General features: G+C 60.3%; 13 protein-coding genes and 1 riboswitch. Of the genes, 5 read left to right on the top strand and 8 right to left on the bottom strand.

What is annotated here, in order from left to right; translation table 11 throughout:
* The first annotated feature begins 2 nt into the window (after window positions 1–2).
* Window positions 3–602 (top strand): glutathione S-transferase, encoded by a 600-nt coding sequence (locus tag SKA53_RS11805; RefSeq protein WP_007206380.1) that lies wholly within the window; start codon window positions 3–5, stop codon window positions 600–602.
* 3 nt (window positions 603–605) lie between these two features.
* Here SKA53_RS11805 and SKA53_RS11800 read toward each other — a convergent pair whose 3' ends face one another.
* Window positions 606–1,253 carry an outer membrane protein gene (locus SKA53_RS11800; protein WP_007206379.1) on the bottom strand — a complete coding sequence of 216 codons (648 nt, stop codon included), beginning with the start codon at window positions 1,251–1,253 and terminating at the stop codon, window positions 606–608.
* A gap of 372 nt (window positions 1,254–1,625) precedes the next feature.
* Between SKA53_RS11800 and petA the strand changes: the two genes are divergently transcribed.
* From petA to SKA53_RS11785, 3 genes are read left to right on the top strand one after another with little or no spacing between them, the layout of a single operon-like run.
* Entirely contained in the window at window positions 1,626–2,186 is a 561-nt protein-coding gene (petA, locus tag SKA53_RS11795) for a ubiquinol-cytochrome c reductase iron-sulfur subunit (RefSeq protein WP_040483283.1), read from the top strand.
* A 12-nt stretch (window positions 2,187–2,198) separates the two neighbouring features.
* Complete coding sequence (locus tag SKA53_RS11790; protein WP_007206377.1) at window positions 2,199–3,539, top strand: cytochrome b; 1,341 nt, start codon at window positions 2,199–2,201, stop codon at window positions 3,537–3,539.
* Between the two features lie 9 nt (window positions 3,540–3,548).
* Window positions 3,549–4,415 (top strand): cytochrome c1, encoded by an 867-nt coding sequence (locus SKA53_RS11785; protein ID WP_007206376.1) that lies wholly within the window; start codon window positions 3,549–3,551, stop codon window positions 4,413–4,415.
* A 53-nt stretch (window positions 4,416–4,468) separates the two neighbouring features.
* Here SKA53_RS11785 and SKA53_RS11780 read toward each other — a convergent pair whose 3' ends face one another.
* Genes SKA53_RS11780 through thiB form a run of 3 tightly spaced genes read right to left on the bottom strand, consistent with a single transcriptional unit; the run spans window position 4,469 to window position 7,642 of the window.
* Window positions 4,469–5,161, bottom strand: a complete 693-nt coding sequence (locus SKA53_RS11780) for a thiamine ABC transporter ATP-binding protein (protein WP_007206375.1) — start codon at window positions 5,159–5,161, stop codon at window positions 4,469–4,471.
* Complete coding sequence (locus SKA53_RS11775; RefSeq protein ID WP_007206374.1) at window positions 5,148–6,677, bottom strand: thiamine/thiamine pyrophosphate ABC transporter permease ThiP; 1,530 nt, start codon at window positions 6,675–6,677, stop codon at window positions 5,148–5,150. The genes SKA53_RS11780 and SKA53_RS11775 overlap by 14 nt, the downstream gene beginning before the upstream one ends.
* A complete protein-coding gene (gene thiB, locus SKA53_RS11770; RefSeq protein WP_007206373.1) occupies window positions 6,653–7,642 on the bottom strand; it encodes a thiamine ABC transporter substrate binding subunit in 990 nt (329 codons plus the stop codon). The genes SKA53_RS11775 and thiB overlap by 25 nt, the downstream gene beginning before the upstream one ends.
* Before the next feature lie 36 nt (window positions 7,643–7,678).
* A riboswitch (TPP riboswitch) is annotated at window positions 7,679–7,777 on the bottom strand.
* 90 nt (window positions 7,778–7,867) lie between these two features.
* On the opposite strand from thiB, the gene aroC reads away from it, so the two are divergent.
* Window positions 7,868–8,977 carry a chorismate synthase gene (gene aroC / locus SKA53_RS11765; protein ID WP_007206372.1) on the top strand — a complete coding sequence of 370 codons (1,110 nt, stop codon included), beginning with the start codon at window positions 7,868–7,870 and terminating at the stop codon, window positions 8,975–8,977.
* Here aroC and SKA53_RS11760 read toward each other — a convergent pair.
* The 4 genes from SKA53_RS11760 to SKA53_RS11745 all read right to left on the bottom strand — a co-directional run bounded on the left by SKA53_RS11760 (window position 8,938) and on the right by SKA53_RS11745 (window position 13,605).
* A complete protein-coding gene (locus SKA53_RS11760) occupies window positions 8,938–9,831 on the bottom strand; it encodes a DMT family transporter (protein ID WP_007206371.1) in 894 nt (297 codons plus the stop codon). The genes aroC and SKA53_RS11760 overlap by 40 nt on opposite strands.
* A gap of 75 nt (window positions 9,832–9,906) precedes the next feature.
* Window positions 9,907–10,197, bottom strand: coding sequence for an HU family DNA-binding protein (locus SKA53_RS11755; protein ID WP_007206370.1), 291 nt, complete (start codon window positions 10,195–10,197; stop codon window positions 9,907–9,909).
* Window positions 10,198–10,330: 133 nt separating this feature from the next.
* Window positions 10,331–11,812: an AMP nucleosidase gene (locus tag SKA53_RS11750; protein WP_007206369.1), complete on the bottom strand. Its 1,482-nt coding sequence runs from the start codon at window positions 11,810–11,812 to the stop codon at window positions 10,331–10,333.
* Entirely contained in the window at window positions 11,809–13,605 is a 1,797-nt protein-coding gene (locus tag SKA53_RS11745; RefSeq protein ID WP_007206368.1) for an adenine deaminase, read from the bottom strand. The genes SKA53_RS11750 and SKA53_RS11745 overlap by 4 nt, the downstream gene beginning before the upstream one ends.
* Window positions 13,606–13,640: the final 35 nt, after the last annotated feature.

Here is a 13,640-nt window from a genome sequence, read left to right as displayed (position 1 = left end):
CAATGAAACTACTGATGTCCCCCGCCTCTCCCTTCGTGCGCAAGGTCCGTGTTGCGTTGCGCGAGCTTGATCTGGTTGACCAGGTAGAAGAAATGAGCGTGACGACAACACCGCTTGCCTCAGACCCGGCGGTCGTTGCGGCGAACCCGACCGGCAAGATCCCAGCGCTGATGCGCGACACCGGCCCTGCCATCTATGACAGCCGCGTGATCACACGGTTCCTGAATGACCTTGCAGCTGGATCGCTGTATCCGCAGGCGCGGATCTGGGAGGTGCTGACGCTCGAGGCAACGGCGGATGCCATCATGGAAGCCGCCGTTCTGATGACCTACGAAGTACGGCTGCGTCCCGAGGCACAGCAATCATCCGACTGGGTCGAAGCGCAATGGAGCAAGGCCAGCCGCACTATCGCCGATGTCAACACCCGCTGGATGAGCCATCTGCAAGGCCCGCTGGACATCGGCCATATCGGGATCGCTTGCGCGCTATCTTATGTGGACCTGCGCCACGATGCGCGTGGCTGGCGGCAGGGCAATGACGCGTTGGCGAAATGGCACGCGGATTTTACCACGCGCGCCAGCATGGCCGCCACAGCCGTCTGATATTTAGAAATTGAAGCTGACGCCAAGGTTCACCGCATTGGTGAACACATCAGTTTCTATTTTGCCACCAGTATCGAGCTCACCCACGTTGGACGTGAATGTGCCCTTATATTCTCCGAAGACGGACCATTGGTCGCTGATCGGATATCTTGCACCCGCAATCCACGTCGCCGCAGGACCAGTAAGCTGGTAGCCAAAGGTTTCAGAGGCGCCGTGCGTCACCTCGACATGCGGGATCGCCAGACCAAGCCCACCACCAACGTAAGGCGTGACATCGCCCAGCATGTTGGGCCAGCGACGATAGGCGTTGACTGTGAGCGTATTCAAACCGTCGGTGAATTCCAGTACGCTGAACCCTGTCGGCAATACATCATCTTTGGGATAGATCTTGTTATGGGCTAAATCGAGACCAAAACCGAACACCGGGGACTGCCACCGGGTCACGCGGATACCATAATAGATTGGCGCGCTGGCGGACCGGCCTTCCCAGCTTTGCGAGAAATTCGAATCCGGTATTACGCTGTCATCGCGAATCACCACGTCGGACGCAGGCGCCGATTGCGCGCCGCCATAAAAGCTCAGCTCAACCTCGGCAGACGCCAAGGTCGGCAAAGCCAGAAGGCCGCAGCAAAGTGCAAAGGTGCGCAACATTATCGAATCTCCAGCGTGTCGGTCGGAGTGTACCCCTAAAGACTGCCAGAAAGACGCGCAATAAAACATTAAGTGATATAGTCTATCTTGTTATTATGTGCCTACTTGGCCACAAATTCAGCATATCGGCAGGAAAAATGCGCATTGATTACAGACTGGTTGGTTATTCAACTTATCTGTCCCACGCGCTTGCCTGCAGGAACATCTGTGTCGCTGCTTGCACAGTCGCTTAGTCGCGGCTGCCCCTGCGCCCGAATGTCCGCTGGACGCCTGTGGTGAACGGGGCTAAACAGCGGCAAATTGGACTGATGGCGACATCGGCCTATTTTATTTATGGGCAGACTGCCCGCCAACGAACCGGAGATGCACCCAGTGTCACAAGTTGAAGAACATCAGGGAACACGCCGCGACTTCCTTTATTATGCCACCGCCGGTGCCGGCGTTGTCGTGACGGGTGCCGCGGTCTGGCCGCTAGTTAATCAGATGAACCCCTCTGCGGACGTGCTCGCGCTGGCGTCGATCCGTGTGGATATCAGCGCCGTAGACCCCGGCACGCAGTTGACGGTTCTTTGGCAAGGCAAACCCGTCTTCATTCGCGCGCGTACCGAAGAAGAGATCGCCGAAGCGAATGCCGTGGATCTTTCGACGCTGCCTGATGGTCTGTCACAGAACGCCAACCTTGATCCGGCAGCGGATGCAAGCGACGCGAACCGTGCTCTGTCCGAAGATGGCGTCTGGCTGGTCCAGATGGGTGTCTGCACCCACCTCGGTTGTGTGCCGCTGGGTGAACAAGGTGATTTCGGTGGTTGGTTCTGCCCATGTCACGGGTCGCATTACGACACAGCAGGACGCATCCGCCGCGGACCTGCGCCACGCAACCTCGATATTCCCGTCGCGTCCTTCGTGGACGACACAACCATTCAACTCGGTTAAGGAGAGCGATCCATGGCTGGTATCCCCCACGACCATTACGAACCAAAGTCCAACGGCGAAAAGTGGCTTTATTCCCGGCTCCCAATTGTCGGGCTTCTTTATGACACGCTGATGCTGCCGACCCCCCGCAACCTGAACTGGATGTGGATATGGGGAATCGTGCTGGTGTTCACGCTGGTGCTGCAAATCATCACCGGGATCGTGCTGGTGATGCATTATGTTCCGCATGTCGACATGGCCTTTGCATCGGTCGAACATATCATGCGTGACGTGAACGGCGGGCATATGATCCGCTATTTCCACCAGAACGGCGCATCCTTGTTCTTTGTTGCTGTTTACGCCCACATCTTCCGGTCGCTGTATTACGGGTCATACAAAGCCCCGCGCGAAGTGACATGGATCATCGGCATGTTGATGTATCTGCTGATGATGGGCACTGCGTTCATGGGCTATGTGCTGCCATGGGGCCAAATGTCGTTCCACGGCACTGCCGTTATCACCGGCCTGTTCGGCGCTATTCCGTTCATCGGTGAAGGCGTGCAGACTTGGCTTCTGGGCGCGTCCGCTGTGGGCCAGCCTGCGCTGAACCGCTTCTTTTCGCTGCATTACCTGATGCCCTTTATCCTGCTGGGCCTGACGATCGTGCATATCTGGGCGTTCCACACCACGGGGAACAACAACCCGACCGGCGTCGAAGTCCGCCGCACATCCAAAGAAGATGCTGCAAAGGACACGCTGCCATTCTGGCCTTATTTCGTGATCAAGGATCTGTTCGCATTGGCGATCATCCTGGCCGTGTTCGTGGCCATCGTCGGGTTCATGCCAAACTATCTGGGCCACCCCGACAACTACATCCCTGCGAACGCGCTGGCGACACCCGCGCATATCGTGCCTGAATGGTATTTCCTGCCGTTCTACGCGATCCTGCGGGCCTTTACCGCAGACGTCTGGGTCGTACAGATCGTCCAGTTCCTGAGCTTTGGCATCATCGACGCCAAATTCTTTGGGGTTCTGGCGATGTTCGGCGCAATCGCGGTGATGGCGCTGGCACCATGGCTGGACACATCCAGCGTGCGGTCTGGCCGGTACCGGCCAATGTTCAAGTGGTGGTTCTGGCTGCTGGTGGTCGATTTCTTCGTTCTGATGTGGGTTGGCGCCCGCCCAGCGGAATCGCCTTACGACATGATCTCTTTGGTCGCGTCGACCTATTGGTTCGCCTATTTCCTCGTGATCCTGCCACTGCTTGGCGTCATCGAAAAGCCGCTGACACCGCCAGCTACGATTGAGGATGACTACAACGCGCATTACGCGCCGAAAAGCGACAGCGCACCTGTCGTCAATCCGGCCGAGTGAGGAAGACCAATGAATATGCTCCGTAACGCCACACTCGCCGCAGCAGCAGCGCTTGCCCTGACATCAGGGCAAGCATCCGCTGCGGGCGCAGAAATCAAAGTGACCGACTTCGCCTTCCCGTTCGAAGGGCCGTTCGGCCAGTTCGACCAGATGCAATTGCAGCGCGGTCTGCAGGTTTACACCGAAATCTGCGCCGCCTGCCACGGCCTGAAATACCTGTCTTTCCGCAACCTTGGTGACGAAGGTGGGCCTCACCTGCCGGAAGATCAGGTTTTCGCCTATGCCGAATTCTACGAAATCTTCGATCAGTCCCTGTTTGACGGCGAAGGCGATTTCCGCCCCGCCACGCCAGCCGACAAATTTCCGATGTCAAACCTGTCCAACGCGCCAGACCTGACGCTGATGGCTAAGGCGCGTGCAGGCTTTTCCGGACCATACGGGACGGGCATGGCACAGCTGTTCCAGGGTATGGGGGGCGCGGAATACATCGCTTCTTTGATGACCGGCTATGTTGATGAGCCAGAATGCGCGCTGGAAGGCGAGCCGATGGATGGCTATTACAACATCGCCTTTGCCGCTGGTGGGTTCCCAGATAGCTGCAAGGGCGACCACGGCGAACATCTTGTTCCCGGAAGCTGGATTGCGATGTCACCCCCGCTTTATGGCGATGACGTCACTTTCGAAGATGGCAGCTCGACCGAGCTGGAAGCAGTCGCCATGGATGTCGCAGCCTTCCTGATGTGGACCGCCGAGCCAAAGATGATGGCACGCAAACAGGCCGGTCTGACCGGCGTCATTTTCCTGACCTTGCTGTCGGTGCTGCTGTATCTGACCAACAAGCGGCTTTGGGCGCCTTACAAGAACAAAAAGGCATAAAGCCAGTTTGATCCAACATGAAAAGGCCCGCCATCCCGGCGGGCCTTTTTCGTTCAGCCCAGATAGGCCGACAGCGCCGGGGACGGAGCCTCGAAAAATACCCGCGTTTCAACCGGTGCGGACACAGTCCCAGCAGCGACCAAGGATGCTTGATCCGCGATGCGCCGTGCATCATCGGGGTCATGCGTGACCATCAGCACCGTCCGTCCGGCAACGCCCAGCGTCGATTGCACCAGATCCAGCATTTCGTCTTTCAGGCCCGGCCCAAGTGCCGCGAAAGGTTCGTCCAGTAACACCACCGGCCTGTCCGCCAGCAACACCCGCGCCAATGCGGCACGGCTTTGCTGACCACCTGACAGGGCCGCCGGTTTGCGCGCCCCCAGCCCCGCGAGCCCGACCGAAGACAAAGCGCGCTCAACACAGCCACGTTCGTCCGCAGTCAGGTGCCACGTCGGGCGCAGCCCAAGACCCACATTCTGCGCGATGGTCAGATGTGGAAACAGGTTGTTGTCCTGAAAGATTGCGCTGATCGGCCGCGCACCCGGCGGTACAGGTGTCAGGTCCATATCGCGCCACAGCACCCGCCCCGATGCCGGGGCCAGAAACCCCGCCAATGCCGCAAGCAAGGTCGATTTGCCAGCACCCGACGGCCCGATCAACGCGGTTATCTTGCCTTTGTCGAACGTCACGTCGGCGGTCAGGCGGAAATCGTCCTGCTCAATGACCAGAGCCTCACAGATCAGCATTGCCGCGCCCTCCTTGGTCACAGATCCAGAATGCCGCAAGGCTAAGCGCCAGCAACACCAGCGCGGCGCCCGCCGCCGCCTCCATCCGGTAAGCGCCCATCAGGCGATACATGGCCAGCGGCAAGGTCTGCTGCGCCTCGCCGGCGAACAGGGTGATGACCCCAAGGTCGCCCATCGACAAGGCCGCCGCAAGACCCGCGCCAAACCCCAAGGGGCGGCGGATGCGTGGCAACACGACAATGCCCACCCAGCCCCAGCGCGACAAGCCTAGGCTGGCTCCGAGGCGTGCGAAATCACGCTCGACGCCTGCGACCGCCTGCCCGATGGCACGCAGCGCGAATGGTAGCGCCAGCACTGCGTTCACCAGAACTGTGACCGGCAGCGCCAGACGCGCGGGGTTGATGAGAGGATAAACCAGCAAAAAGGCTCCGGTACCGACCACCAGACCGGATGCTGCCAAGGGCAGCACGCCGGTGATTGCAACCATGCGCCCGCCGCGCAAAGCGAGCGCCAGCGCCATAGATGTGCAAAGCAGGGCAGAGGCCACAGCCACGATCACCGACCGTCCCGCCGCCGCCCAGACCTCGGCCGGCAACAACGCCAACCCTGGCACACCGCGCCAGACAACCATGCCCAGCGGGGTGAACAGGAAAACAGCGACCAATCCGATCATCAGGTAATCGAGCACTGGCCAGCGTAGGTCCCAGCGCTGCACGGTGCGGTCCAGCCCCGCGCCCATTGCATCGACCAACGACATCCGCCAGACAATCGCCGCCGCCACGACACACAGCCCGAATTGCACGCAAGCAAGCAACGCCGCACGGCCCAGATCGAAATCGAACCGCAACGCCTGATAGATCGCAAGCTCGACCGTCGTGGCACGCGGCCCGCCACCCAGCGTCAGCGCGACGGCGAAACTGGTCAGGCAGATCAGAAAGATCACAAGAAAAACTCCCGGCACGACGGCGCGCAGCATCGGCCATTCCAGCAACCGCCCGACGGGCGCGTTCAGCGATGCCGCAAGACGGAACCTTTCCGCAGGGATCGACAGCCACCCTTGCAAGATCAATCGGATTGCCAGCGGCACGTTGAAAAACACATGGGCCAGCACCACGCCGTGAAAGCCAAAGATACTGATCGCAGGCAGGCCCAGCCATGCCAAGGCGCTGTTGACCATGCCTGCGCGTCCGAACACGGCCAGCAAGCCGATCACCGCAACGACCACTGGCAGCAGGAACGGCGCGCCCATCAGCGTGATCAACGCCGCACGGCCACGAAACTGCCGGCGCGCAAGGGCGCGCGCCACAGGGATCGCCAGCAGCACGCTCAGCCCTGCCGACACAAGCGCTTGGATCACGGTGAAACGCACCGCGGCCCAATCAGCCGGCGTCAACCCGCCCTGCCATGCAGCACGCCAGCCGACAGCGGCCAGCGTGCCGATGGTCAGCACCAGCACCAGCGCCGCCGCAGCGGCACCGGGCCAGCGCGGGGCTATTGCGACAGCGCGTTGCGCCATTCGTCCAACGCCACGTCACGGATCGCTGCGGCCTCCTCGGGCGACAGCAGTAGGGCGGTTGCAGGCGTGATCAGCGTCTCGAACCCTGCGGGCAGGCCACCCTCGGGGACCACGGCAGGATACATCCAGTTGGTTTCAGGAATGATGGACTGAAACGCATCCGACACCATGAAGGCAAGGAATTGATCTGCCAGTTCAGGCTGGTCGGTCCCTGCGACTTTTGCCGCGACTTCGACCTGCATGTAATGCCCTTCGTCAAACGCCCATGCGACCTTGCTGTCATCCTCTTCCGCGATCAGATGATAGGCAGGGGATGTCGTGTAAGACAGGACGGCATCCGCCTCGCCCTCAAGGAACAACCCGTAAGCTTCGGACCAGCCCGGCGTCACAGTAACGATATTGTCGGCAAGATCGGCCCACAGCTCGGCGGCACTGTCAGGATAGGCCGTCTTGACCCACATCAGCAGCCCCAGACCCGGGGTGGATGACCGCGGGTCCTGAATGACGATCCGGATGTCGCTATCGGCCAAGGCGCGCAGTGATATGGGCGCTTCGGCACCGGCATTGCCGACGAAAGCGAAATAGCCCCAATCAAACGGCAGAAATTCGGGATCGTCCCATGTAATCGGCAGATCAAGATCGGCGGTCACCCGATGCGGCGCGAAGAGGCCAGTTTCCCGCGCGGCGGCGATCAGGTTGGTATCAAGGCCAAGCACGATATCAGCCTCGGTCCGGGGCCCTTCCAATTGCAAACGCGCGAGCAGGGCAGCACCGTCACCCGTGCCGATGAATTGCAGATCACATCCGCAAGTTTGCTCGAACGCGGCCGCGATGGCGGGGCCGGGGCCCCATTCGCTGACGAAACTGTCGTATGTCATCACTTGCAGCACGGGGGTCTGCGCAGATGTGCCGCTGGCACAAAGCGCAAATCCCGCAACAAGTGGCAGATAAATGGATTTTTGCATTCTATCCTCCAAATGCGTCGGGCGGATTGGGGGATAGCGGAATTGCCATACCTTCCCTCCGCCGGTCCTAACCGGTTCAGGTTCAACGGGTCTGCTTGCGCATCTCAGCCAGTAAAGGCACCCCGAGGTGGGGCAAAAGCTAGGGTGGAACGCAGGCAGGCGCAAGGGAAACCTCTTGAGCCTGTCCGCCCCGCCCGCTAGACCGTTGTCAAACGGGGGTTTGCCATGTCCATCAACAGTTTCGGTCATTTGTTCCGGTTCACCACATGGGGCGAAAGCCACGGGCCAGCCCTTGGTGCTACGGTCGATGGCTGCCCGCCAAATGTGCCGCTGGAACCTGCGATGATCCAGCAATGGCTGGACAAACGCCGCCCCGGATTGAACAAGAACACGACCCAGCGGAATGAACCTGATGCGGTCGAAATCCTGTCGGGCGTCTATGAGGGGCGCACGACCGGTACGCCGATCCAGTTGATGATCCGCAACACCGATCAGCGGTCAAAGGATTACGGCGATATCCTGAACACGTTCCGCCCCGGTCATGCCGATATCACCTATCACCAGAAATACGGGCTGCGCGATCCGCGCGGCGGCGGGCGGTCTTCGGCGCGTGAAACAGCGTCGCGCGTTGCCGCAGGCGGTGTGGCGCGCGAGGCGATCAAGCTGATTGCGCCCAACGTCCAGATCAAGGGCTACATGACCCAGATGGGGACCAAACAGATCGACCGCGCGCGGATGGATTGGAGCCAGATCGACCAGAACGATTTTTTCTGCCCCGATGCGCAGGCGGCCGAAGAATGGAACGACTATCTGACATGGCTGCGCAAGGATGATCACAATTCCGTCGGTGCGATCATCGAGGTGGTGGCGCGCGGCGTGCCTGCGGGCATCGGCGCGCCGGTTTACGCAAAACTGGATACTGATCTGGCGGCTGCAATGATGTCGATCAATGCGGTCAAAGGTGTCGAGATTGGCGAAGGCATGGCCGCCGCCGCGCTGACAGGGCGCGACAATGCGGACGAGATTTTCATGGGTCCGAACGGGCCGGAATATTCGTCCAACCATGCGGGCGGTATTCTTGGCGGGATCAGCACGGGGCAGGATATCGTCGTGCGCTTTGCGGTGAAGCCGACCTCGTCAATCCTGTCACCGCGCAAGTCGATCATGATGGACGGCAGCCCCACCGAGGTGATCACCAAAGGCCGCCACGACCCCTGCGTCGGCATCCGCGCCGTGCCGGTGGGCGAGGCGATGATGGCCTGCGTGATCCTCGACCACCTGTTGCTGGATCGCGGTCAGACCGGCGGCGTGCGCGGCGTGATCGGGGCTGCCTGACGCGACAATTGCACCGCCAGAATGCCCAGCGCGATGATGATCACGCCAACCACGTCAAGCGGGCCAATTTGTTCGTCAAGCAGGATCGCCGCCACGGTGACGCCCAGAAATGGGTTAAGAAAGTGAAAGGTTGACGCCTTGACTGCGCCGATCCGACCCACCAGCAGGAACCAGACCAATGTCGCCGCCAGCCCCGGCACCAGCACGGTATAAGCAAAGGCAACGATCAGCTGCCAGTTCCATGTGACGACCAGCGTTTCCAGCGCCATGGCAGGAATGAACAACAGCGCACTGCCGACCAGCATCTGCAACCCGACGATCATCAGCACATTGCCACCCGACGACGCGCCCATCACGGCAAGCGTGGCAACCGTCAGGGACATCACGCCAATCACGCATAGGACCAAGCCGAACAAATCTATGCCACCCTGCAACCGCGCACCCATGATCAGGACAACACCCAACAGCCCCGCCAGCAACCCGATGATCCCCAAGGGCCGGACGCGTGTGCCGAACACGCCCCAGCCGACCAGCGCCACCAATAACGGCATGCTCGACGCGATGATCGCCGCCAAGGATGCGGGAATCGTCTGCATCGCCACGAAATTCAGGCCCAGATACAGGGCATTCTGGCACAGCCCGAAGACCAGCACCCCCGTCCATTGCCGCCGTGTCAGCCGCGCGGACTGGCCCAGCATCCACGCGATGCCCACACCGATCAGGCCAGAGATCAGGAACCGCAGCGCCAGCGCCGACAGGGGCGGCGCATATTCCACGATCACCCGCGCCGATGTAAAAGCCGAGGACCACATGAACGCGAAGGCAAGGCCCATCAGAACCGCTTTGATATCCATGTCACCTCACGCAAAAAGGGCCGCCTGTTGGGGCGACCCTTTCCTGATTTCGTATCCGGCACAAGGCCCGATAGCTTAGCCGTTGACGCTGTCTTTCAGAGCCTTGGCGATCGTGACTTTGACGACCTTGTCAGCTTCTTTTTTGATCTGCTCGCCGGTCGCAGGGTTGCGCACCATCCGCTCTGGGCGTTCGCGGCAATAGATCTTGCCGACGCCTGGCAGAGTAACAGCACCGCCGCCAGCTACTTCGGATGTGATGATGCCGGTCACAGCATCCAGCGCAGCGCCGGCTGCTTTTTTGTCCATGCCGGTCTGATCGGCAATTGCAGCAACCAGCTGCGCTTTTGTCATTGGTTTCGTCGCCATGTTACTGGTCTCCCTCATTCGCCCCACCTATAGGGCCTATTCCCCGCCTGTATAACGGTATGTTGTGGCACACCACTACGAATAGTGGCTCCTGACAAGGCAAAAACGCACCTTTCCGCCGTTTTTTATATGTTCAGAGGAATGCCGTCTCCTCAAAACTACGCAATTTGCGGCTGTGGATGCGTTCTAGCGGCATTTCGCGCAGCAATTCCATCGCGCGGATGCCAATCATCAGATGTGCGGCGACTTGTGTTTTATAGAATTCCGACGCCATTCCAGGCAATTTCAATTCACCATGCAATGGTTTGTCCGACACGCACAACAAGGTGCCGTATGGTACGCGAAACCGGAATCCATTTGCGGCGATGGTGGCGCTTTCCATATCCAGCGCGATCGCCCGCGATTGCGACAGGCGCTGCACCGGCCCTGCCTGTTCGCGCAATTCCCAGTTCCGGTTGTCGATTGTCGCCACGGTGCCGGTGCGCATGATCTGTTTCAGGTCATACCCTTCCAGCTGTGTCACATCCGCCACCGCCGTCTGCAGCGCGATCTGGATTTCCGCCAGCGCGGGGATCGGCACCCAGACGGGCAGATCATCATCCAGCACGTGATCTTCGCGCAGATAGGCATGCGCCAACACAAAATCGCCCAGCCGCTGCGAATTTCGCAAACCGGCGCAATGGCCGACCATCAACCACGCATGCGGGCGCAGCACGGCAATATGGTCGGTCGCAGTCTTCGCATTCGACGGGCCAACGCCAATATTGACCAGCGTGATCCCCGCACCCCCCGGACGTTTGAGGTGATAGGTCGGCATCTGCGGCAGTTTTGCTGGTACCGGCAGCGGTCCGTCATGGGCCGTAATCTCGACATTGCCGGTACTGACGAAACTGGTGTAGCCGCTGGCAGGATCGGCCAGCATCTTGCGGGCGAAAGCCTCGAATTCCTCGACATAGAACTGGTAGTTGGTGAACAGAACATGGTTCTGGAAATGTTCAGGTGCGGTGGCGGTGTAATGTGATAGCCGCGCCAACGAATAGTCGATCCGCTGTGCGGTAAACGGCGCCAGCGGGCGCGCGCCGTCAGGATAGGTGAAACCAGCCCCGTTCACGATGGCATCATGTGTCGTGCTCAGGTCCGGCACGTCGAAATTATCACGCAGGTTGAATTCCATCGACCCGTCTTGCGGCACGGTGACACCGGCATCGTTGGCGACCGCGAAATGCACGGGGATCACAGTATCCGATGTACCGATCACCACAGGCACACCGTGGCTTTTCAGCAAAAGGTCGATCTGCTGTTCCAGATAGCTTTGGAACAGGTCAGGCCGGGTAACGGTCGTCGCATAGATGCCAGGTTCGGCGACATGGCCAAACGACAGGCGGCTGTCCATCTTGGCATGGGTCGTCGTCGTCAGCCGGATTTCGGGATAAAACGCACGAAAACGCCCGTCTGGTTGGCCATCGCGCAGGGCGGCGACAAAATTTTCCGACAAAAACCGCACAGACGCGGCATAAAGTTCGTTCAGGCGCACCACGGCCTTTTTTGGATCGGTAAAGGCCTCGTGCGGCGGCAGGTCAGGTGTCCGGATGACTACCTTCTGGGGAGCGTTCATGTATTTTCCTCGAACAGATCGGTAATTTCGAATCTTGTCACATCGACCAAGCCCAGATCAGAAATCCGCAACGCAGGTATGACAACCAGCGCCAGCAATGAATGCTGCATATAGGCATTGTTGAGCGTGCAACCGCAGGCAGCCATCGCGGCGACCATTGCATCAGCCTTGGCAGCGACTTCGGCGGCGGGGCTGTCGGACATCAGGCCCGCGATGGGCAGTTCGACCAGCGCCAGTTCGGCATCGTCTTTCCAGACGGTCACGCCACCGCCAACCTGCCCCAGCCGGTTCGCGGCCTTGGCCATCAGCGCGCGGTCGGTGCCGACAACGATCATATGGTGGCTGTCATGCGCCACGGTCGACGCAATCGCCATCCGACCCGTATAGCCGAAACCGGAAACAAAACCGTTCACAACCTTACCCGTCGCGCGGTGCCGTTCGACCAGCGCGATCTGGTAGGTATCGCCTTGCCCGCAGGCGACGCCATCGACGACGGGCAGTTCCGCCGTCAATGCCTCGGTCGGGGCTTGGTTTTCGACGACGCCAATCACTTTGGCCACGACGCTGTTGGCCCCTTTGGGCGCATGAACGGCGAAATCGGCATGATCAAGCACCTTGCCCATGCGCACCGTCTGACGCGCGTCATCGGGCCAGTCATAATGCGGGCAATCGACCGTGATCTTGCCATTTAGCGCCACGGTCTTGCCGCGCGCGATCACATGCTCGATCGGCAGCGTCACCAGATCGGATGTCAGAATCACATCGGCGCGGCGTCCCGGCGTGATCGACCCAAGTTCACGTTCCAGCCCGAAATGGGTGGCGGTGTTGATCGTCGCCATCTGCAGCGCAACCAGCGGGTCGCAGCCGCAAGCGATGGCATGGCGGACAACGCGGTTCATATGGCCGTCGTTGACCAGCGTGCCGGAATGGCAATCATCGGTACACAGGATGAAATTGCGCGGGTCCAGCCCCTTTTGCGTCACGGCGGTGATCTGGCTTTCGACGTCATACCATGCCGACCCCAGCCGCATCATCGACCGCATCCCGTTGCGTACGCGCGCGATGGCGTCCGCCTCTGCCGTGCCTTCGTGGTCGTCGGCAGCACCGCCTGCGACATAGGCTGAGAACGCGACGCCCTTGTCAGGGCTGGCATAATGGCCACCCACGGTCTTGCCCGCGCGCATTGTGGCGGCCATTTCGGCCAGCATCTGCGGATCGCCGTTCACGACGCCGGGAAAGTTCATCATCTCGCCCAGCCCGATGATGCCAGGCCATGCCATCGCCTCGGCCACGTCATCTGCCGAAATCTTGAACCCTGTCGTCTCAAGCCCCGGCGCAGACGGCGCGCAGGACGGCATCTGCGTAAAGATGTTAACGGGCTGCATCAGTGCTTCGTCATGCATCATCCGCACACCGCGCAGGCCAAGGACATTGGCAATCTCATGCGGGTCGGTGAACATGGTAGTCGTGCCATGCGGGATCACGGCAGCGGCGAATTCGGCAGGGGTCAGCATCCCGCTTTCGATATGCATATGCCCATCGCAAAGGCCGGGGATCAGGTAACGGCCAGCCGCCTCGATCACTTCGGTATCGGGGCCGATGCAATGGCTGGCGTCAGGGCCGATATAGGCAAAACGCCCTGCAGCGATGGCGACTTGCCAGTCCAGCACCTCGCGCGTCTGGACATTGACCAGCTTGCCGCCACGAATGACGCAATCCGCAGGCATCCGCCCCGCCGCGACTGCCACCAATTGCGGAGCAACCTCCGCCCAAGATTTGATGTGATTTTCCATCCCCAAAATTGACACCGATTCAGGCGGTGTTCAAG

This window comes from Yoonia vestfoldensis SKA53 (assembly GCF_000152785.1).
Lineage (GTDB): Bacteria > Pseudomonadota > Alphaproteobacteria > Rhodobacterales > Rhodobacteraceae > Yoonia > Yoonia vestfoldensis_A.
This window is presented reverse-complemented; position numbering and strand designations above follow the sequence as displayed.

Coding starts and splice junctions, on each gene's coding strand:
- SKA53_RS11785 (WP_007206376.1), top strand. CDS start 3,549: ATGAATATGCTCCGTAACGCCACACTCGCCGCAGCAGCAGCGCTTGCC.
- SKA53_RS11755 (WP_007206370.1), bottom strand. CDS start 10,197: ATGGCGACGAAACCAATGACAAAAGCGCAGCTGGTTGCTGCAATTGCC.
- SKA53_RS11805 (WP_007206380.1), top strand. CDS start 3: ATGAAACTACTGATGTCCCCCGCCTCTCCCTTCGTGCGCAAGGTCCGT.
- SKA53_RS11750 (WP_007206369.1), bottom strand. CDS start 11,812: ATGAACGCTCCCCAGAAGGTAGTCATCCGGACACCTGACCTGCCGCCG.
- aroC (WP_007206372.1), top strand. CDS start 7,868: ATGTCCATCAACAGTTTCGGTCATTTGTTCCGGTTCACCACATGGGGC.
- SKA53_RS11760 (WP_007206371.1), bottom strand. CDS start 9,831: ATGGATATCAAAGCGGTTCTGATGGGCCTTGCCTTCGCGTTCATGTGG.
- SKA53_RS11800 (WP_007206379.1), bottom strand. CDS start 1,253: ATGTTGCGCACCTTTGCACTTTGCTGCGGCCTTCTGGCTTTGCCGACC.
- SKA53_RS11790 (WP_007206377.1), top strand. CDS start 2,199: ATGGCTGGTATCCCCCACGACCATTACGAACCAAAGTCCAACGGCGAA.
- SKA53_RS11775 (WP_007206374.1), bottom strand. CDS start 6,677: ATGGCGCAACGCGCTGTCGCAATAGCCCCGCGCTGGCCCGGTGCCGCT.
- SKA53_RS11745 (WP_007206368.1), bottom strand. CDS start 13,605: ATGGAAAATCACATCAAATCTTGGGCGGAGGTTGCTCCGCAATTGGTG.
- thiB (WP_007206373.1), bottom strand. CDS start 7,642: ATGCAAAAATCCATTTATCTGCCACTTGTTGCGGGATTTGCGCTTTGT.
- SKA53_RS11780 (WP_007206375.1), bottom strand. CDS start 5,161: ATGCTGATCTGTGAGGCTCTGGTCATTGAGCAGGACGATTTCCGCCTG.